The sequence below is a fragment of the Candidatus Poriferisodalis sp. genome (genome assembly GCF_965208925.1).
Classification (GTDB): Bacteria; Actinomycetota; Acidimicrobiia; order Acidimicrobiales; family Poriferisodalaceae; genus Poriferisodalis.
On record NZ_OZ242364.1, the window covers coordinates 608,681 to 627,981 of the forward strand.

Below are 19,301 nucleotides of genomic sequence, written 5' to 3' on the forward strand. Positions count from 1 at the left end.
GGTTTGACATTGTTCAACGTGGCAGGCGCTGCGCCGTCCCCCGGGACGGCGTGGCGTCTGCCCTCGCGCGAAAGACTTAGCCTCAAGCTGTGAGCGCCGCCCGCAAGTGGATCGCCCAGGTGTGCGTGGCGGTGGCAGGCGCGGCGATGTTCCTGCCTTGGCACGTCAATGCCGGACTGGGCGGCAACCAGACCGTGCGTGGGGTCTCCACGGGCATCGGTCGGATTCTCCTGGTGATCTGCATCGTGACCGTGGTGCTGGTGCAGCTCCGCTGGCGCCCTGCTTGGATCGGCGCCGGGTTCGCAGGCGCCATTGCGATCCGCGAACTCGTCAGCCCTTCGGGCGTCGGCAATCCCGACCCGGGCTTGGGCCCCCAGATCGCCTTCATTGCATGTGCAGCGGCTGTCGTGCTGCTGGGGTGGAACATGTTCGCCGGTGTTGCCGCGGGTGAGGGTCGCGACCCCGGCGAACCGCCGCGCTGGTTCTTCTCTGGCCCGCTCGGCCGACGGCGATGACTCTGCTGCTGCCCGACGAATCGGTGGTGGTACCCGGACTGATGATGCTCGGACCCGGGGTGGAGCGCTACCGGGTCACCGGCGGCGGCGCAACGGTGCTGGCCCTCGATGCCGGCGACGAGCTGGAGATCGTCGATCCGGAGGGCCGCCAGCCGTGCGAGCTGGTGGCGTTCGACACCAGCGGGCAGTCGGACCCAGCGCTGCTCGAAGTCGCGGGGCTCGAGGGCTCCGGCGGAAGCACCCGAACAGCCGCCGGGTCCGATCCGGCCGCAGTCGGCATCCTCTCAGCGCCGCTGCACGACGCCCGCCGCGTGCGGGCCGGCCTCGAGCGCGCCGGCATCGGCATGTCCGACATCCAAGCAGCGACGCCGCTCCGGCTCCTCGACGGCGACACGGCGGCGAACAGCTCCGCCCGGGTGACCGCGCTCGACGATCTCGCTTGTGTGATCACGGCGCCAGGGCCCGCCATGTCGGCGCATGGGGGCACCCCGCCGACCGACCTCATCGCGTATGTCCACCGCCACGATCCGGCCAGCACCGATGCCGAGCCTCTGCTGCCGACGCCGCTGGCCGACCCCAGCCAGGACTTCATCATCCTCGCCAGCACCGCTCGCGCCTACCAGGTGTCCAAGGGCGACTGGTTCCAGGTAGTGGACGCCGAGGGACGGCAGTGCTCGGATTTCCAATGCTTCGCCGTGGCCGACCTCGAAGCCGGCGCCGAGCTCTGCCTCGACGCCACCATCACCCGCTCGCTCATGGGCGCGAGCTGCCCCGCCCCCGGCCTGTACTCGAAGTTCTTCAACGCCAGAATGCAGCCGCTCGTGGAGGTGGTGCAGGACACGGTGGGCCGCCACGACACCTTCAACACGGCCTGCACCGCCCGTTACTACGAGGAGATGGGCTACCCCGGCCACGTCAACTGCACCGACAACATCAACGGAGTGCTCGATCCCTTCGACGTCACGCCGCGGCGCGGCTGGGAGGCGATCAATTTCTTCTACAACACCCAGGTGGACGACGCGAACCAGATCTACTTCGACGAGCCGTGGTCGCGCCCCGGCGACTACGTGCTGCTGCGGGCGCTGGAGGACTTGGTGTGCGTCAGCACTGCATGCCCGTGCGACGTCGACGCGGCCAACGGCTGGAACCCCACCGACATTGCGGTCAGGGTGTACCCCGCAGCCAACATGTTCAAGAAAGCGACGGCGATCAGAATGACTGCGGACTCCGAAGCTCAGCTCACCAAAGAGACCGGATTCCACCCGCGCACCTCGGCGCTGACGCGCAGCTTCAGCGAGTACTGCGGCTACTGGCTGGCCGACCACTACACGGCGCACGGCGCCGTCGAGGAGTACTGGGCGTGCCGGCAGGCCGCAGCAGCCATCGACCTGTCACCGCTGCGCAAGTACGAGGTGACCGGCCCCGACGCCGAACTGCTGATGCAGACCTGCGTCACCCGCAACGTGCGCAAGCTCGCCGACGGGCAGGTGGTGTACACCGCCATGTGCCATCCCACCGGCGGCATGATCGACGACGGCACCGTGTTCCGCATCGCGCGCGAGAACTTCCGCTGGATCGGCGGCCAGCTCGGCTACAGCGGCATCTGGCTGCGCGAGCAGGCTGAGCGGCTGGGATTGAACGTGTGGGTGCGCAACTCCACCGAACAGCTCCACAACCTGCAGGTGCAGGGCCCCAACAGCCGCCAGCTGCTCTCCGAGGTCATCTGGACCCGGCCCGACCAGCCCACGGTCGAAGAACTGGGCTGGTTCCGGTTCGCGATCGCCCGCATCGGCGATTACGACGGCATCCCGCTGGTGCTCTCTCGCACCGGCTACACCGGCGAGCTCGGCTACGAGGTGTTCTGCCACCCTTCCGACGCCCCGGCGGTGTGGGATGCGATCTTCGAGGCGGGTGCCGCTCACGGCCTCGTGCCCATGGGACTGTCGGCGCTCGACATGCTTCGCATCGAGGCCGGGCTGGTCTTCGCCGGCCACGAATTCTGCGACCAGACCGATCCCTACGAGGCGGGCATCGGCTTCACGGTCCCGCTCAAGACCAAGGAAGACGACTTCATCGGGCGCGACGCCCTGTTCGACCGGCGCGACAACCCCCAGCGGCGCCTGGTGGGCCTGGAGCTCGAAGGGGGCGAGGCGGCGACGCTCGGCGACGGCGTGTACGTGGGGCGCAACCACGTCGGCGAGATCACCAGCGGTACCGTCTCCCCCATCCTGCGCAAGAACATCGCCCTGTGCCGCATGACGCTGCCCTACAACGAGATCGGCACGGCCGTCGAGGTGGGCAAGCTGGACGGCCACGAGAAGCGGATCGCCGCCGAGGTGGTGCGCTACCCCTTCTACGACCCCGACAAGTCCCGAGTCCGCGCCTAGCCCCGTGTCCCGGGCGCTTGCACGCGGGTGCAAGACTGGGCGACGTTCTACTCTGATTGCATAAACATCTACTCACAGGGGGGATCCGGACATGACACGGGTAGCCATCATCGGTGCGGGACCGTGCGGGCTTTCGCAGCTGCACTCGTTCGCCAGCGACGGCTCGGCAGAGGCCGCTGGCGTCGAACTTGTCTGCTTCGAGAAGCAGGAGGACTGGGGCGGCCTGTGGAACTACACATGGCGCACGGGCCTCGATGAGCACGGCGAGCCCTGCCACGGCTCCATGTACCGCTACCTGTGGTCCAACGGCCCCAAGGAGTGCCTGGAATTCGCCGACTACGGCTTCGAGGAGCATTTCGGCAAGCCGGTGGCGTCGTTCCCGCCCCGGGAGGTGCTCTACGACTACATCATCGGCCGGGCCGAGCGCAGCGGCATCCGTGACCACATTCGCTTCAACCACGCCGTGCGGCGGGTGAGCCGGTCCGCCTCCGGCGACGGCTTCACAGTGACGTCGCACGATCACGCCGCCGACGCCAGCCTCAGCGAGGACTTCGACTGGGTGGTCGTGTCGACGGGGCACTTCTCGACGCCCAACATGCCCCACTACCCCGGCTACGAGACGTTCGGCGGCACGCTGCTGCACGCGCACGACTTCCGCGACGCCGTGCAGTTCGAGGGCCAGACGGTAATGGTGATCGGTTCGAGCTACTCGGCCGAGGACATCGCGTCGCAGCTCTGGAAGTACGGGGCTTCGGAGGTGATCTGCTCATCGCGCAGCGGACCCATGGGGTTCGACTGGCCGGCAGGCATCAGCGAGAAGCCGATTCTCACCCACGTCGACGGGCGCACCGTGCACTTCGAAGACGGCACCACCGCAGACGTGGACGCCATCGTGTCGTGCACCGGCTACCTGCACCACTTCCCGTTCATGGACGACGAGCTGCGGCTGGTGACTGCCAACCGTCTGGCCTCGTCCATGCTGTACCGGGGCGTCGTGTTCCAGCCCGAGAACCGAATCCTCTACCTGGGCATGCAGGACCAGTGGTACACGTTCAACATGTTCGACGCCCAGGCCTGGTACGCCCGTGACGTGATCCTGGGTCGAATCGAGCTGCCCAGTGCTGACGAGCAGGCCCGCTGGATCGACGACTTCCAAGCGGCTGAGGACGCCGTGGCCGACGACTACGGGTCCATCGACTTCCAGGGCGACTACACCCAGGACTTGCTGGACCAGACCGATTGCCCCGACCCCAACACGCAGCTCATCAACAAGATGTTCAAGGACTGGAAGGGCCACAAGAAGCAGTCGATCATCGGCTACCGCGACCACGGCCACACCTCGCCGGTGACGGGCACGCTGGCACCGGTACACCACACGTCGTGGGAGGACGCCCTCGACGACTCGCTGGAGTCGTACCTGGCCGACGGCTGATCGACCCCGGTCCGGGCCCCCGCTCACGTCATGGCCGCATCGCCCACCGAGGCAGCTGTCGGGGGTGCAGCTGGCCCGGTAAGCGTCGCCGGCGTGCCTAGCGAAGCAGACGTCGTCGTGATCGGCGCCGGGGTGACCGGCGCCAGCATCGGCTACCAGCTCGCCCGGCACTCGGATCTGCGCGTGGTCATCATCGATGCCAGGGCACCGGTCGGGGGCATCTCGGGCCGCACGTTCGGCCAGATCCGCCAGCACTACTCGAACGAGCTGATGGTGCGCATTGCGCAGCGAGGCTTCCACTGCATCCAGAACTGGGATTCAGTGGTGGGCTTCGGCGACCCCGGCTATGCCCGCTTCGGCTACATGCTGCTCGTGGTCGCCGACCAGCTCGACGGCCTCCGGTACAACATCGAGCTCGGCCAGGGGCTCGGCGTGGACACCCGCTTCGTGGTCGGCAACGAGATCAGCGAGATCGAGCCGTTGGTGAACGCCGAGGGACTGGCCGGCGGCGCCTACGAGCCCGAGGGCGGCTATATCGACGTCACCAAGATGGTGCTGAGCTGGCTCACCGCGGCGAGCGCTGCTGGCGCCGATGTGCTCGCGCCTGTCGCCGTAGAGGAGATCGTGACCGCAGGCGGTGCTGTGACCGGCGTGAACACCGCGATCGGCGAGATCGCTGCCCCAGTGGTGATCGCCGCCACCGGCGCATGGGCCCGCGATCTGCTGGATCCGTTGGGCGTGGAGGTGCCCATCGAGCGGCGACGGTTGGAAATGGCAGTGCTGGAACAGCACGCCGGCGCCCGGGCGTTGGGAACCTGCATCACCGACGGCAACTCCAACCTGGTGATCCGTCCCGACATGGGCCGTCACATCGTGGCGGTGGCCTACCCCCCGGAGATGCCAGAAGTCGACGACCCGCTCGCCGACGCGTCCGACGCCGACCACGCAGCCCACGACGTGCGTCTGCGGGTGGCCATTTCGGAGCGGCTTCCGAGCCTCACGGTGGCAGCGACCGTGAGCACCACCGCCGGGGCCTACGACGTTGCACCCGACTACCACCCCATCCTGGGCTGGGCCTCGGAGATTGCTCCGGTGGGCGGCCTGTACCTGGCGGTTGGGCTCTCCGGCCACGGGCTCAAGCTGTCACCAGCCCTCGGCGAGATCGTTGCTGCACGTGTGCTGGGCGTCGACCAGGTGGGCGACGCACCCCCCATCGACATCAGCGCGCTGCGTCCCTCACGCTTCGCCGACGGCGACGTGATGCACCTGTCGTACGGTCCCAGCGCCCGCGCCTAGCCGGCGCCGGGAACCTCAGCTCCAAGGGCAAGGCGGGTTGCTGACGGGGTGCAGCATGCCTTCGGCACTACGCGAGGCGCAGCACGGCTATCGCTGACGCGCGCTTCAGCGGTAGGCATCTTTGCGGGGGGTGATCGCGGTGACGCGGATCACGTCCGATGAGACTCGGTAGATGATGCGGTGGCTTCTGCCGAGTCGAACCGATCGGTAGCCGTTCAGGCGGCCTTGCAGCTTCTTGCCGAGCGCCGGGTTGTGGTCGAGGCGCCTGATGATCTCCATTGCCCGTCTGCGTTGCCCCTCAGACAGTCCTCTCAGCGACTTGGCGGCGCTACGAGAAAGTTCGGGCACGGCTCAGATCATGCGCCGTCAGATCTCGTCGAGTCGAACGAATTCGCCGGCGGCGAACTCGGCTTCGCCCTGCGCGATGGCCGCCATGGTGTCTTGGTCGCCCAAGATGTTCATGGTCTCCACCAGCGACTCGTACTCGTCGCTCGACAGGATGACGGCCACCGGTCGTCCGTGCTTGGTGATGACGCACTGACTGCCGGTGCGGTCGATCTCGTCGACGATCTCGCTGAGATTGTTGCGGACCTCGGTCAGCGGTGCGGTCGATGGGACCTGTTCGAGCTGTGATGACACGACGACACTGTACAGAATTCCGTACAGAGATCAGCGCGCTGCATCCCTCGCACCTCGCCGAGGGCAGCTTGATGCGCCTTTTCTGCGGCCTAAGCGCCCGCGCTTAGCTCCAGGGGTAGGGCGAGTTGCTGACGGGGTGCAGCTTGCCTTGGGCGTAACGCGAGTAGCGGAACGGCTCGAGCAGGGCCTGCGGCTCGCCGAGCAGTTCCTTGGCCACCAGGGCGCCCACGCCGATCATCTTGTAGCCGTGGTTGGAGTCGGCGATGAAGTAGGCGTTGTCGCAGAAGGTGTCGAATACCGGAAAGTTGTCGGGCGAGAAGCTGCCGATGCCGCCTGAGGGCTCGTCGCTGATCAGGTGGTTCTTGCCCTCGAAGCGCTTGTGGCAGTGCGCGAGAGCGGCGGTCCAGGTGCGGTAGAAGTCGCCCCCCACCACGAAATCGGGCGAGTCTGGCCCGTAGGGGTCCACAGCCACCTCGTCGGAGGGCTTGTCGACCACGTAGGGCATGTAGCCGCCCTGCACGCCGCCGAAGTTGAAGTCAGGTTTGTAGTAGATGCCCCACGGGCCCTCGGTCACCAAGCCGTCTGCGTCGTAGAGCGGGGCGTCGGTGTCGATGTGCACGACCGGCGGCATGTTGCCGTCGTTGTCGGTGAGATATCCGGGGTCGACCGTGAGCGTGCCTTCCTGCAGGCACATGTAGGTCCACGTAGGCACGTTGTGCAGCTCGCCGTCGCCGCCGAGGATGTCGGTAGTCGTCGGCAGGTCAAGCATCGCCCAGATCTTCTGAACCCACGGCCCCACCGCCACGATGACGTGGTCGCACCGGACCGAGCCCTGATCGGTGAGCACGGCGGTGACTGCCCCGGACGTGTCCTGGTCGAACCCGGTGACGGTCACGCCGCCGACCACGTTGACGTCTTCGGCCTCGACCTTGCCCAGCAGCCCCTTCAGCGAAGCCATGTTGTTGGCGTAACCGCCGCGATGCTCGTGCAGGACGCTGGTGATGCCCTGGGCCTGCCAGTCGTCGAAGATGCCCTTCATGTAGCTATCCGAGGCCGCAGCGCCCTCGACGAACGTCGAGGAATATCCGATGGCCGCCTGCTGGGCTGCGATGGAGGCCACGTCGTCGCGCATCGCCTCGTGGCTGATCTGCATGTAGCCCACGGGGTGGTAGGAGAACGCTTCAGGGTCGCTGTCCCACACGCTCACCGAGTGCGCCATCAGTTCGCGCATGGCCGGCTGGAAGTAGTTGTTGCGGATCACACCGCAGGCAATGCCCGAGGCCCCCGCGCCGACGCCGGACTTGTCGATGACGACGATGTCGGCTCCAGAGCCCCGACCCGACGACCTCAGGTCACGGGCGAGGTTCCACGCCGTGGACAAGCCGTGAATGCCGCTGCCGATGATGACGTAGCGAGCGCTGGTCGGTAGTGCCATTGCCGATGCCTTCTTGAGAATGGTCCTCTTGTGTGACGTGTCGAGCGTGCGGGCTCAGTGGCCAGCCGGGGCCTCCCAGCCCTCCAGCACCGGCGCACGCCAGTCGGTGCCGACAATTCTGGAATCCTCCACCCACGGCCCCAGCTCCACCTGCGGGAACTTGCAGTGGATGTCTTTCAGCGTGATGCCGTAGCTGTTGCCCTCGGTGAGGTGCTTCATCAGCACCTTGCGGGCGATCTCGTCCTCGCGGCCCTCGGGGATGTCGAAGTAGATCTTCAGGAACGAATTGGAGTACCGATCGAACACCGCGGGGATGCCGTCCTCCTCGAGCAGCGTGATGTCCTCGAGCCAGTTGATGTCGGGCCCCGGCGTGAGCTCCAACAGGTCGATGTCTTCCACCAACGACATGTCCTCCTGGTACGGGAATCGCTTGCCCGCCAGCACCTCCGCGTCGATGGCCACCGTGCGGGTCTCGCGGGTGCTCTCGCCCGTGCTCGCTGCATTGCTCATCTCAGAGTCCTCCGTCGATCACGTGCTTGTCGAAGAGATCACGGATCTCGGCCAGAGTCCGCTCCTCGGTGACGCCCGGGATGTAGTTGGTGCCGGCGATTGGCACCTTGGCCATGGCGGCCGCCTCGTGCGTCAGCGCTGCGAGGTCCTCGGGCTCCAGTGAGTGGATGTCGGTCTTGCCGCACGCCCGGGCCAGCATCTGCACTTCCATGGTCAGGGTGATCAGGAAGTTGTATACCCGCAGGGCCGCCTCGTCGACGTCGAGGCGCTTGCGCAGCTCCACGTCCTGGGTGGCCACGCCGACGGGACACCGGCCGGTGTGGCAGTGGTAGCACTCGCCGGCGGGAACGCCGATCGTGCCCTCATAGTCGGTGACGCCGGGAATCTCCTTGTTGCAGTTGAGCGCCATCAGCGCCGCCGTGCCGAGCGCAATTGCATCGGCGCCCAACGCCAGGCACTTGGCCACGTCGCCGCCATTGCGGATGCCGCCCGCCACGACAAGATCGATGTCGTCGGCGAGACCGACATCTTCCAGCGCTCGGCGGGCCTCGGGAATGGCCGCCATCAGCGGGATGCCGGTCTCCTCGGTGGCCAGGTGGGGCCCAGCACCGGTGCCGCCCTCGGCGCCGTCGAGGTAGATGACGTCGGGGCCGCACTTGGCGGCCATGCGTACGTCGTCGTACACCCGGGCTGATCCCAGCTTGAGCTGGATGGGGATCTGGTAGTCGGTGGCCTCGCGGATTTCCTGGATCTTCAGCGACAGATCGTCGGGACCCAGCCAGTCCGGATGACGCGCCGGGGAGCGCTGGTCGATGCCTGCCGGCAGCGAGCGCATCTCGGCCACCTGCTCGGTGACCTTCTGGCCCATCAGATGCCCGCCCAGGCCCACCTTGCAGCCTTGGCCGATGAAGAACTCGACCGCATCGGCCAGCATCAGGTGGTGAGGGTTGAAGCCGTAGCGGCTTTGGATGATCTGGTAGTACCACTTGGTCGACAGGTCCCGTTCGGGCGGGATCATGCCGCCCTCGCCCGAGCAGGTGGCGGTGCCGGCCATCGAGGCGCCCTTGGCGAGCGCCATCTTGGCTTCCAGCGACAGCGCGCCGAAGCTCATGCCGGTGATGTACACCGGGATGTCCAGCTCCAGCGGTTTCTCGGCGAAGCGTGAGCCGATGACCGTTTTGGTCTCGCATTTCTCGCGGTAGCCCTCGATCACGAACCGGGTGAGCGTGCCCGGCAGGAACACCAGCTCGTCCCAGTGCGGGATCTTCTTGAAGATCGAGAAGCCCCGCATGCGGTAGCGGCCCAGCTCGGCCTTCACGTGGATGTCGTTGATGACCTCGCGGGTGAAGATCCGGCTCTTGCCGAGCACGTCGGTGCTCGCATTCACCTCGTTTTCGTCAGCCATGACTGTTCTTCCCCCTGCCTCTAGTGAATGACGAGCTTGCGCTCGGACGGCTCAAGCTGGTCGTAGTTGTGCAGCACCTTGCCGCAGACGAACTTCTGGAACTCGGGTGGGTTGCCGAGCCCGTGGATGCGGAACTTGCGCTCGATCAGCTCGGTGTCGGCGTCGTTCCACTCGCCGGGCACGCAGTCGACCCCGAGCGAGGCCACTGTGCCGGCCACGTAGATCTCGCCGTCGTACATCGAGTCGCCCAGGTTCATGCCCGCGTTGCCGCAGATGATCTGCCGGCCGCGCTGCATCATGAAGCCGGTGTTGATGCCGACGTCGCCGAGCACGATGATCGTGCCGCCCTTCTGGTCGATGCCGGTGCGGGCACCCACGTCGCCCTTCACGATCAGGTCGCCGCCCCGGATGGCGGCGCCGGTCAGCGACCCGGCACTGCGCTCGATGGTGACGACGCCCGACATCATGTTCTCGGCCACCGACCAGCCCACACGACCGTTGATCGTCACCTCGGGACCGTCGATGAGCCCGCAGGCGAACCAGCCGGGGCTGCCCTCGAAGTGAATGCGGCAGCGCTTCAGGATGCCAACTGCCAGCGAGTGCTTCGACGCCGGGTTCAGAATGGTCACGTCGGTGATGCCGTCGTCGTAGATGAGCTTGCGCATCGCCATATTGATCTGGCGGATCGTCAGATCGGCCGCATCGAAGCGGGCCCGGCCGCCCTCGACTTCGATGTTGTCGGGCATGTCGGCAGTGGGCTCGACCAACCCCCGGGCGTCGTAGGAGACGCCGCTGCGGGAACCTACACCTGCCACACCAGCACCTCCCGCTCGTAGGGATCCCGAGTCACCACTTCGCGCTTCACCAATGACCGAATGGCCACTTCCTCGGTGGCAACTGCCACCAGCGGGTCCGACTCGAAAAGCACCAGCGGCTTGGCCGCCATCTCGTCCTTGGCAACGCCCAACTGGTTGCCGGTGACGCAGACGTAGGTGAACACGCCGTCGAGATCATCGAGGCTGTGCTTCATAGACGTCTCGAGCGTCAACCCCCGGGACATGTATTCGGCGAGGTACACAGCGATGATCTCGGAGTCGCACTCGCTCTGGAACCGGTGGCCGTGCTGCTCGAGCCGGCGACGCCACTGGTGATAGTTGGTGAGCTGGCCGTTGTGCACTACGGCCACGTCGGCGAACGGGTAGGCCCAGTAGGGGTGTGCGCTGGCGAGGTCCACCTCGGACTCGGTGGCCATGCGCACATGGCCGATGCCATGGGTGCCCTGGAACGATCCCAAGTTGTACTGATCGCTCACCGTCGCGGCATCGCCGAGGTCCTTGATGATCTCCAGCGAGCTGCCCAGCGACAGCACCTCGCAGCCCGGCACGTCTTCGAGGTAGTCGGCCAGGGCCTTGAGATCGCCGCCGTAGCGGATGGTGGCCCGGAAGGCGTAGCCCGTCTCGCTGGTGACCGTGGCCACCTCGGCGCCGATCTTGGCCAAGCGGCTCTCGACCTCGGCCCGGTTGCGTTCGAGGCGTTCGGCCATGCCGATGCCGGTGCTCTTGTTGGGCTCGGCCAGCACGAACCGGATCACGACCAAGTCGTCGGCCGGTCCGTACACCGCGTAGCCGGTGGAGTCCGGCCCCCGGTGCTTCATCGATTGGAGCATTGCGGTGAGCTCTGCTCCGATGTCGGCGGTTCCGTCGCGGTGGATCACTCCGGCTATGCCGCACATGGTGCTCCCCCCTTCGTGGGTGCGTGATTTCTGTCTCGGTGTGTGTCAGGTGCCGACCGTGCGCAGGGCCCGGCGGCGGGCGGTCATGGCAGGACGTCGAGGTACTCCTCCACGTCCCAGTCGGAAACGGTGTGCAGGAAGCGCTCCCACTCGTCGGTCTTGTAGTGGAAGAACACCTTCTCCATCTCGCCGGGCAGCGACCGCATGACGCACTCGTCGTTGCGGAGCGCCTCGAGAGCCTCGCCAAGCGTGAGCGGGATCTTCTCCACGCTCTTGCCCGCCTCCATGGCCTCGTAGATGTTGCGCTCCTCGGGCTCGCCCGGGTCGAGATTGCGGTCGAGGCCGTCGTCCATGGCCATGAGCAGCCCGGCGAACGACAGGTGCGGGTTGACCGAGCTGTCAGCCGAGCGGTACTCGAACCGGCCCGGCGCGCTCACCCGCAGGGCGGTGGTGCGGTTCTGGAAGCCCCAGTCCGCGAAGACCGGCGCCCAGAAGCCGGTGTCCCACAGCCGGCGGTAGGAGTTGACCGTCGGCGACGACAGACACGTCAGCGCCCGCACGTGCTCGAGGATTCCGCCGATGGCCTTCATGCCGACAGGGCCGGGAAGCTGCGGGTTGTCGCCCTCGGGCAGGAACTTGTTGTTGCCGTCGGCATCCCACAGCGAGATGTTGTGGTGGCAGCCGTTGGCCGAGACGCCCATGAACGGCTTGGGCATGAAGCACGGGAAGGCACCCAGCTCGCGCCCCACCTGCTTGCATACCTGCCGGTAGGTGGTGAGCCGGTCGGCGGTGAGCTCGGCCCGGTCGAATTGGAAGTTCAGCTCGAGCTGGCCGGGAGCGTCCTCGTGGTCGCCCTGGATCATCTCGAGGCCCATGGCCTCGCAGTACTCCACCACCTTGTGGATGAGCGGCTGCAGCTCGGCGAACTGGTCGATGTGGTAGCAGTTCGGCTTGGTCATGCCCTCGACGGTGGGCTTGCCGTCGGCATCGGCCTTGAGCCACATCATCTCGGGCTCGCAGCCGGCCCGCAGGTGCAGCCCGTGCTTGGCCTCGAACTCGGCGTGGAGCCGCTTCAGGTTGCCCCGGCAGTCCGAGGTGAGGAAGGCACCGCCCTCCACTTCTTCTTCACGGCCCCGGAACAGGGTGCACCAGACTCGTGCGGTCTTGGGATCCCACGGCAGCGGCATGAACGTCTCGGGTTCGCCGATGCCCACCAGCTCACGGGCCTCGGGGCCGTAGCCGATGTAGTTGCCGTGGCGGTCGATGAACAGGTTGGCGGTGGAGCCGTAGACCAGCTGGAAGCCCTTGCGTGCGATCATCCCGAAGTGCTTGGCCGGGATGCCCTTGCCCATGATGCGGCCGGTCACCGACACGAACTGGCAGTACAGGTACTGGATGCCGTCGGCCTCGATGCGGCGCTCGACTTCTGCAATCTGTTCCTCGCGTCCGTCGGCTTCGACGAACATCTCAAGATCTGTGGCCATTGCTCCCCCTAATCGGCATGGCTGGCAAGTTCATGCGAACCGTAACGCCCTGAGCTTCGCGCCTCAGCACCCCCGCTTCCGGACGTGTCCAAGCCACGCCGAAACGTAGCACAGAATCCGAAGCGATGTCTAACGTGAGTAGCGGCTCTTTCCTCACAGTAGAGCAACCATTTCGGGCGTGATGGCCCGCGTGCAGCCCCGCCATCCGCTTCGGCACCTCAGCAGCGCTGCCGGCCGGCAGGCATTGCAGAATTCGCGACCTCTGCCGTACTCTCGTCATGCGTGCTCGTTTCGAGGACGCCGCTGCGGATGGCCGTTGCACTCGGCGTGGCCGCGATGCTCGCTGTGCTGCCTGTCGGTCCAGCGTCGGCCGCCTTCCCGATCTCAGATCTGGGCGCCGAGCCGAGCCAGCTGTGGCACTCCGAGTTCGACGCGTCTTGGCCGCTCGACCGCCTCATCGGTGTCGTCGACCTTGCCGACGCAACGCCGCCAGAGCTGCCATCGGCCGTCGTCCTCAAGCCCGGCGAGTACCTGTCCGTAGGCCAGTCGGTCACCTCGCCGAACGGCTGGTACCGGCTGACGCTCCAACCACAGGGTCAGCTCGAGTTGCGCGTCAACGACGCAGCGCCGGGTGTTGACGCCACCCTGTGGTCGAGCGGGCCTGCCGTGTCGGCGATGCCGCTGCTGCTGATGCACGCCGACGGCGACCTGGCCCTCTATGACGCCTCGCATCCCGACTTCGGGGCTGCAACATCGGGTCGCAAGGCGGCAGAGCTATGGAGCACCGGTACCCGCAGTCGTTCCGGCGCCGTGCTGCAACTCGACGACAGCGGTGCCTTGACCGTGACCGCGCCGGAGGGACAGGTGTTGTGGCGTGGCGGGCACACGGTGCCCGATGTCGGCCTGACCGGCTCCCGCCACATCATCTACGACCGGGGCAAGCAGTGGGTCTGGCTGGTCGACACTGACGGGAGCGTCGTCGACAACTATCCGGTCAGCGGGAATGCCGAGTCGCCCGTGCCGGGCCGCTACAAGGTCACCTCGAAGTCCGAAGAAGCCATTTCCTACAACTGGCTGCTCACCATGGAGCACATGGTGCGGTTCACGACCGACGTCGAGGGAGACTCGATCGGCTTCCATTCCATCCCTCGAGGCTGGCGGGACACGCCCGTGCAGACCGAAGCCCAACTCGGCGACTCCCTGTCGCTGGGCTGCATCCGTCAGCGAGACGACAAGGCGGAGCGCCTGTTCAACTGGGCGTCCATCGGCACCCCGGTGGTCGTGCTCGCCTGAGCGCTGCCGCCGCTGCGTTGGCTTAGGCGGCCCAGAGCGGGCGGCCTACCGAGCTCAGCCCGCCGAGACGGCGAGGCCGAATTCGTTGCCGGCGTCGATCAGGGCGTCGAAGAGGTATTGGCCGAAGGACCGGTCGCAGAAGACCAGGTATGACGGCGTGCCGTTGCGGTCGTTTCGGGCAAGGTCGCAGGTGGTCAGGGCCACCGATGCCGAGAGCACCGCTCCGTCGGGCGTCATGTGGTCGCCCCAGTCGATGCCGCACACCTTCTCCAGCATGCTTGTCGCATCAGCGCCGGTCACCCGGAACATCGCCCGGCTGTGGGTCCAGTCCAGCGCCGTCATGAACTCCTGCGCTTCGAGCCCGTCGAGGTCGGCGACCGCAGCAGCCACCTCGTCGGGCGTGCCCACGATGATCCACTCGCCGGGCCGGGAGCCCAGCACGAGTGCGCCACCGGGTGCGACCTGCGACGACCCGAAGCGAGCACCGAGCCGGTCTGCGGTGGGCCCATCGGCGCCGGCTCGCACGAGCCACTTGGTGGTGGCGCTCGCGTCGGTCAGCGTGAGGTCGCCGCCTTCCGAAGTCGGGTAGTCCCGCACGACCGGGCTCTCGAATGCCAGGCCTCGAGGGGAAGCAGTGTCAGCCACGGAGACGCTCCCCGGCCGGGTCGAAGTGGGCGTGATGGTCGATGACGGTGGCGCTGATGCGCTCGCCCGATTCGAGCAGCACCGTCAGCTTGGTGCCGCCGGCCGCCAAGTCGGGTTCCACCTGCCCGAGGCAGATCGAGCGGTTCAGCGTCGGCGAGTACCGCGACGAGGTGATCCTGCCCAGGATCTCGTTGGTGTCACCCCTCACGATCTGCGCAGCCTCTTCGGGAACCACGTCGGGATCGTCGGGCTGGATGGCCACGACCAGCGGCAGCGGCCGGTCCGCGGCCCATGCCAGCTCGGGCTTGCCGGCGAAGTCGTCCTTGTCGAGCTTGATCAGCGATCCCAAGCCAGTGCTGGGGCCCAGCGTCAGGCCGTCGGTGTCCTGGCCCACGATGAAGTGGCCCTTCTCGAGACGCATGATGCGCTGGCCTTCGAGACCGAAGGGGCCGACACCGAGATCGCTGCCGGCGTCCATGAGCGTCTCCCAGACATGGCAACCGTGGCCTGCGGGCACGTGCAGCTCGAACGACAGCTCGCCGGTGAAGCCGATGCGCCACATGAAGCAACCCTCCACGCCGGCCACCATGGCTTCTCGGACCGTCATGTAGGGGAATGCCTCGGCGTCGAGGTCGACGCCCTCGCAGACCCTGCTCATGAGCTCCCGCGATTTGGGCCCGGCCACGTTGATGCTGGCGTATGCGGTGGTGACGGGGGTGACGTGCACCTGCCAGTCCGGGCGCTCAGTCTGCAGCCAGTTCTCCACCCATTCCCACACGCCGCCGGCACCCGAGCTGGTGGTGGACATCATGTAGTGGTCTTCGCCCAGCCGGCCGGTGACGCCGTCGTCGAGCACCACCCCGTCCTCGGCGCACATCATCCCGTAACGAACGCGGCCGATGCCCAGCTTCATCCACTTGTTGACGTACAGCAGGCTGAGCAGCTTGGGCACGTCGGGGCCGCGCAGGTCGAGCTTGCCCAGCGGGGTGACGTCGATGAGCCCGACGTTCTCGCGGACGTTGCGCACCTCGGCTTGGGGGTCGCCGTAGTGGTCGGGACGCAGCCACTGGCCCGCCTGGATCACCGAGACGTTGTTGGCCTCATGCCACGGGTGAATCGACGACACCCGCACTGGCTCGAACATCCGGCCGGCGAGCGCGCCCAGCGTGATCGGCGCATAGGGCGGGCGCCAGACGGTCGTGCCGACCTGGCTGATCGTCTCGCCCCGCGCCTCTGCGATGGCGGCCACCGTGTTGACCGTCTCGAGCTTGCCCTGCGACGGTCCCATGGTGGCGGTGGTGTAGCGCTTGGCCAGCTCCACCGAGTCGTACCCCTCGTGCGCGGCGGCCACCAAGTCCTTGGAGCTGATGTCTTCGGACATGTCGACCATGCCGTGAGTGTCAGCGCGGTAGAGCTCGGGATGGGGATCGCGGCCCAGCGCTGCTCGCTCGTCGGGTGCCCAAGCAGGCTCGTCGCCATCGACCGGCAGCGCCCGGGCGGTCCGGGCCCGCAGGCGATGGCGAACAGCTGCGGCACGGGCTGCAGCGAGGCGACCTGTCTCGGCGCCGTGCTGACGCAACCGATCAAGATCGCCGTCGCCGGCAAGCCCGCCCGTCGCCAGCACATTGCTGGGGGGGTCTGACGGAAAAAACCTGGCAGCGGCCAGGTCATAGACCGGACGGTCGCCTGCCATGTTGAGCAATGAGGTCGGGGCCGTCCAGCCAGCGGCCACGACCAACACGTCGGCGTCGATGCGCTCGCCGTCGGCAATGACGGCCTCAACGGCCCGGGACGAGCCCGCTGTCGAACTGATCCGGCCGCCGGTGCGGCCGTCGATGACGGCGGCGATCTCGGTGCCGACCCGCTCCAGGTCGGCGACGGCCGCATCGCCCTCGGCGTTGGCGCTGAACACCACCGCCCGCTCGCCCGGCTTGATGCCCCACAGGTTGATCAAGCGCCGGGCAGCTCCCGGGGTGATGACGCCCGGCCGGTCGTTGCCCTCGAACACGTAGGGACGCTCGATCAGGCCCGGCGCCACCACCAGCGTCTTGGCGCGCGCCTTGATGAGCCGCTCGACCGCAACTGGATGATCGCGCTGGACGATGCCGAGCCAGTTGTCCTCATAGCGACCCGTCACGGTGGAGTTGGTGAGCACCTCGATGTCGGAAGCCTCCAGCGCCGCACGCAGTTCTGCGAGGGCCGCCTGATCGGCTGCGTCGCTCGAGTAGCGCAGGTGGCCGCCCACTGCGTGCTCGTGTTCAACGAGCAGCACGCTGGCGCCTGCGTTGCTCGCCGCCAGCGCAGCTTCGATGCCAGCCGGCCCTGCGCCGGCCACCACCACATCAGGGTGGGTGTAGCGCTTGTCGTGGTAAGCGTGCGGGGTGTCGAGATCGATCTTGCCGCCCGGGGCGAACGTGGCGAGCACCCGCTCGTAGGTGGGCCACAGCCACTGCGGCCGCATGAAGGTCTTGTAGTAGAAGCCGGCTGTCAGGAAGCGCCCCAGGAGGCGGTTCGCCGCCTTGATGTCACGGTTCAGCGACGGCCACGCGTTCTGCGCGCGGACGTCCATGCCGCTCTCCAGCAAACGGTGGCCCGCTCGCACATTGGGGTCGTCGCCCACCTGGACCATCAGGTTGGGATCCCAGTAGTCGGCCGTGAGGATCCCCCGGGGCCGGTGGTACTTCATGGAACGGGAGAAGACCTGCTCCCCTGACGCGGCCAGAGCAGAGGCAATCGTGTCGCCCTCGAATCCGCTGAACCGCTTGCCGTTCCAGCGGAAGCGCAGCTTGGTGGAGCGGTCGATGACCTCGTTGGGCTGCACGCCCTGCCGGCTCATCGTCATGCCGCGCTGCCCTTCCTGCCGTCGGGCTGGAGTCCCCGGACAGCACCGGGCACACACGCACTCATGCCGCACCGCCTCTCTTGTCGCCGGGCAGGGGCGGGTCGCGGAATTCGTTGGTGGCGGTGTTGCGTTCGATCGAGAACCAGCGGCGGCAGCCCGACGCGCAGTACCAGTTTTCGCGCAGCCAGCCCGCTGGGTTGTCGCGCAGGTACAGGTACGCCCGCCACTCCGCAGGCGAGGCGATGTTGGGGTCGGGACGGGCGTGCGACTCGCCGCCGTACCGGAGGTCGGTCGAGTTGCGTGGGCCGCAGTTGGGGCACGGGACGAGCAGCATCAGTGACTTCCCATCAGTGGCCCACCGACGCTGCGCCCTTTTCGCCCACCAGCTCGCCATTGTCGAAACGGCTGAGGGCGAAGGCCTCGATCAGCTTGGGCGTGCGGCCCGTGGCTGCGGCTTCGGCCATCTGCTCTCCCGAGACCGGGGCCGCCTTGAAGCCATACGTGCCCCAGCCCACATCCACCAGAAAGCCGTCGACAGGTGTGAAGCCCATCACCGGCGAGTAGTCGGGCGTCATGTCGCACAGCCCGGACCACTGGCGCAGGATGCGCATGCGGGAGACGCCGGGCATCAGCTCGAGCACGTGGCCGGCGAGTCCCTCGGTGAACTCCAGCGAGCCGCGCACCGAGTAGTTGGCGTAGGGGTCGACTGAAGCGCCGAACACCAGCTCGCCCCGGTCGGTCTGGCTCACGTACACATGCAGCGAGCCCGACACCACCACTGTCGGCAGGAACATCTTCACCGGCTCGGTGACGGCGGCCTGCAGCGGGTGGGTGGTGATGGGCAAACGCACGCCGGCCATGGTCGAGATGAGCGACGCCCAGCCAGCGGTGCAGTTGATCACGATCGGCGTGGAGATATCGCCCCGGTTCGTGCGCACGCCGGTGACCCGGCCCCCGGCGCCCTTGCCGTCGCGACCGTCACCGCCTTCGCAGAGAATGTCGGTGACCTCCGTCTTCTGGTGCATCTCGACGCCCATGTGGTCCGCCGCCCGGGCGTAGCCCCACACCACCGCGTCGTGGCGGACGACGCCGCCGGGAGGGTGATACAGGGCGCCCAGGATCGGGTAGCGCGGATGGTCGGAGGTGTCGAGGCTCGGACACTCCTTGGAGATCTCGTCAGGGCCGATCACGCTGGAGTTGACGCCGCCCAGCTTGTTGACCTCGGCACGCCAGTGCATGGTGCGCAGCGAGGCGTCGGAGTGGGCCAGCGTGAGGTGGCCGCGCTGGCTGAACATCACGTTGATGTTCAGCTCGACGGCCATCTGCTCATAGAGGTGCACCGATCGGTCGTAGAAGGCCACCCCTTCAGGGGTGAGGTAGTTGGAGCGCACGATGGCGGTATTGCGTCCCGAGCCGCCGCTGCCCAAGTAGGCCTTGTCCAGCACCGCTACATCGGTCATGCCGTGGTTGCGGGCCAGGTAGTAGGCGGTTGCCAGGCCGTGCACGCCGCCGCCGATCACCACGGCGTCGTAGGACTGCTTCAGGTCGCAATCGCGCCACACGCGAGGCCACGATTCGCCCCGGAAGCCCTTCCAGGCCAGCGCTGCAGCCGAATACTTGGGCGGACGCTTCCGTCCGAGCCGGCCGTTCCCCCTCATCACCGTGCAGGTTAGGCAGGGTTCTCGG

17 protein-coding genes are annotated in these 19,301 nt (G+C 67.1%); 5 read left to right on the top strand and 12 right to left on the bottom strand.

Annotated features, from left to right (window positions below; translation table 11 throughout):
* Nucleotides 1–89 precede the first annotated feature (89 nt).
* The 4 genes from ACOGI5_RS02535 to ACOGI5_RS02550 all read left to right on the top strand — a co-directional run bounded on the left by ACOGI5_RS02535 (nt 90) and on the right by ACOGI5_RS02550 (nt 5,630).
* Entirely contained in the window at nt 90–515 is a 426-nt protein-coding gene (locus ACOGI5_RS02535; RefSeq protein WP_419862904.1) for a hypothetical protein, read from the top strand.
* Nucleotides 512–2,902: a DUF1989 domain-containing protein gene (locus ACOGI5_RS02540; protein WP_419862905.1), complete on the top strand. Its 2,391-nt coding sequence runs from the start codon at nt 512–514 to the stop codon at nt 2,900–2,902. The genes ACOGI5_RS02535 and ACOGI5_RS02540 overlap by 4 nt, the downstream gene beginning before the upstream one ends.
* 91 nt (nt 2,903–2,993) lie before the next feature.
* Nucleotides 2,994–4,334, top strand: coding sequence for a flavin-containing monooxygenase (locus ACOGI5_RS02545; protein WP_419862906.1), 1,341 nt, complete (start codon nt 2,994–2,996; stop codon nt 4,332–4,334).
* A gap of 93 nt (nt 4,335–4,427) precedes the next feature.
* On the top strand, nt 4,428–5,630 hold the full coding sequence (locus ACOGI5_RS02550) for an NAD(P)/FAD-dependent oxidoreductase (RefSeq protein WP_419862907.1): 1,203 nt from the start codon (nt 4,428–4,430) through the stop codon (nt 5,628–5,630).
* A 105-nt stretch (nt 5,631–5,735) separates the two neighbouring features.
* Here the strand turns inward: ACOGI5_RS02550 and ACOGI5_RS02555 are convergent, their stop codons facing one another.
* From ACOGI5_RS02555 to ACOGI5_RS02590, 8 genes are all read right to left on the bottom strand, one after another.
* Nucleotides 5,736–5,978 (bottom strand): type II toxin-antitoxin system RelE family toxin, encoded by a 243-nt coding sequence (locus ACOGI5_RS02555; protein WP_419862908.1) that lies wholly within the window; start codon nt 5,976–5,978, stop codon nt 5,736–5,738.
* Nucleotides 5,979–5,996: 18 nt separating this feature from the next.
* Nucleotides 5,997–6,269 (bottom strand): type II toxin-antitoxin system Phd/YefM family antitoxin, encoded by a 273-nt coding sequence (locus ACOGI5_RS02560; protein ID WP_419862909.1) that lies wholly within the window; start codon nt 6,267–6,269, stop codon nt 5,997–5,999.
* Nucleotides 6,270–6,372: 103 nt separating this feature from the next.
* Nucleotides 6,373–7,704 (bottom strand): NAD(P)/FAD-dependent oxidoreductase, encoded by a 1,332-nt coding sequence (locus ACOGI5_RS02565; RefSeq protein ID WP_419862910.1) that lies wholly within the window; start codon nt 7,702–7,704, stop codon nt 6,373–6,375.
* 54 nt (nt 7,705–7,758) lie between these two features.
* Nucleotides 7,759–8,214, bottom strand: a complete 456-nt coding sequence (locus ACOGI5_RS02570) for a hypothetical protein (RefSeq protein ID WP_419862911.1) — start codon at nt 8,212–8,214, stop codon at nt 7,759–7,761.
* A 1-nt stretch (nt 8,215) separates the two neighbouring features.
* Nucleotides 8,216–9,619, bottom strand: coding sequence for an FMN-binding glutamate synthase family protein (locus ACOGI5_RS02575; protein WP_419862912.1), 1,404 nt, complete (start codon nt 9,617–9,619; stop codon nt 8,216–8,218).
* A 20-nt stretch (nt 9,620–9,639) separates the two neighbouring features.
* Nucleotides 9,640–10,434, bottom strand: coding sequence for a GXGXG motif-containing protein (locus ACOGI5_RS02580; RefSeq protein WP_419862913.1), 795 nt, complete (start codon nt 10,432–10,434; stop codon nt 9,640–9,642).
* Complete coding sequence (locus tag ACOGI5_RS02585) at nt 10,422–11,351, bottom strand: glutamine amidotransferase (RefSeq protein ID WP_419862914.1); 930 nt, start codon at nt 11,349–11,351, stop codon at nt 10,422–10,424. The genes ACOGI5_RS02580 and ACOGI5_RS02585 overlap by 13 nt, the downstream gene beginning before the upstream one ends.
* Before the next feature lie 83 nt (nt 11,352–11,434).
* Complete coding sequence (locus ACOGI5_RS02590; protein ID WP_419862915.1) at nt 11,435–12,835, bottom strand: glutamine synthetase family protein; 1,401 nt, start codon at nt 12,833–12,835, stop codon at nt 11,435–11,437.
* 282 nt (nt 12,836–13,117) lie between these two features.
* On the opposite strand from ACOGI5_RS02590, the gene ACOGI5_RS02595 reads away from it, so the two are divergent.
* The gene (locus ACOGI5_RS02595) at nt 13,118–14,128 is read left to right on the top strand and encodes a L,D-transpeptidase family protein (protein ID WP_419862916.1); all 1,011 of its coding nucleotides are present in this window, start codon (nt 13,118–13,120) and stop codon (nt 14,126–14,128) included.
* A 54-nt stretch (nt 14,129–14,182) separates the two neighbouring features.
* Here ACOGI5_RS02595 and ACOGI5_RS02600 read toward each other — a convergent pair whose 3' ends face one another.
* The 4 genes from ACOGI5_RS02600 to ACOGI5_RS02615 form a co-directional block, all read right to left on the bottom strand.
* Nucleotides 14,183–14,773 (bottom strand): hypothetical protein, encoded by a 591-nt coding sequence (locus tag ACOGI5_RS02600; protein ID WP_419862917.1) that lies wholly within the window; start codon nt 14,771–14,773, stop codon nt 14,183–14,185.
* Nucleotides 14,766–17,615, bottom strand: coding sequence for a 2Fe-2S iron-sulfur cluster-binding protein (locus ACOGI5_RS02605; protein WP_419862918.1), 2,850 nt, complete (start codon nt 17,613–17,615; stop codon nt 14,766–14,768). The genes ACOGI5_RS02600 and ACOGI5_RS02605 overlap by 8 nt, the downstream gene beginning before the upstream one ends.
* A 61-nt stretch (nt 17,616–17,676) precedes the next feature.
* Nucleotides 17,677–17,949 carry a sarcosine oxidase subunit delta gene (locus ACOGI5_RS02610; RefSeq protein WP_419862919.1) on the bottom strand — a complete coding sequence of 91 codons (273 nt, stop codon included), beginning with the start codon at nt 17,947–17,949 and terminating at the stop codon, nt 17,677–17,679.
* A gap of 13 nt (nt 17,950–17,962) precedes the next feature.
* Nucleotides 17,963–19,273 carry an FAD-dependent oxidoreductase gene (locus ACOGI5_RS02615; protein ID WP_419862920.1) on the bottom strand — a complete coding sequence of 437 codons (1,311 nt, stop codon included), beginning with the start codon at nt 19,271–19,273 and terminating at the stop codon, nt 17,963–17,965.
* Nucleotides 19,274–19,301: the final 28 nt, after the last annotated feature.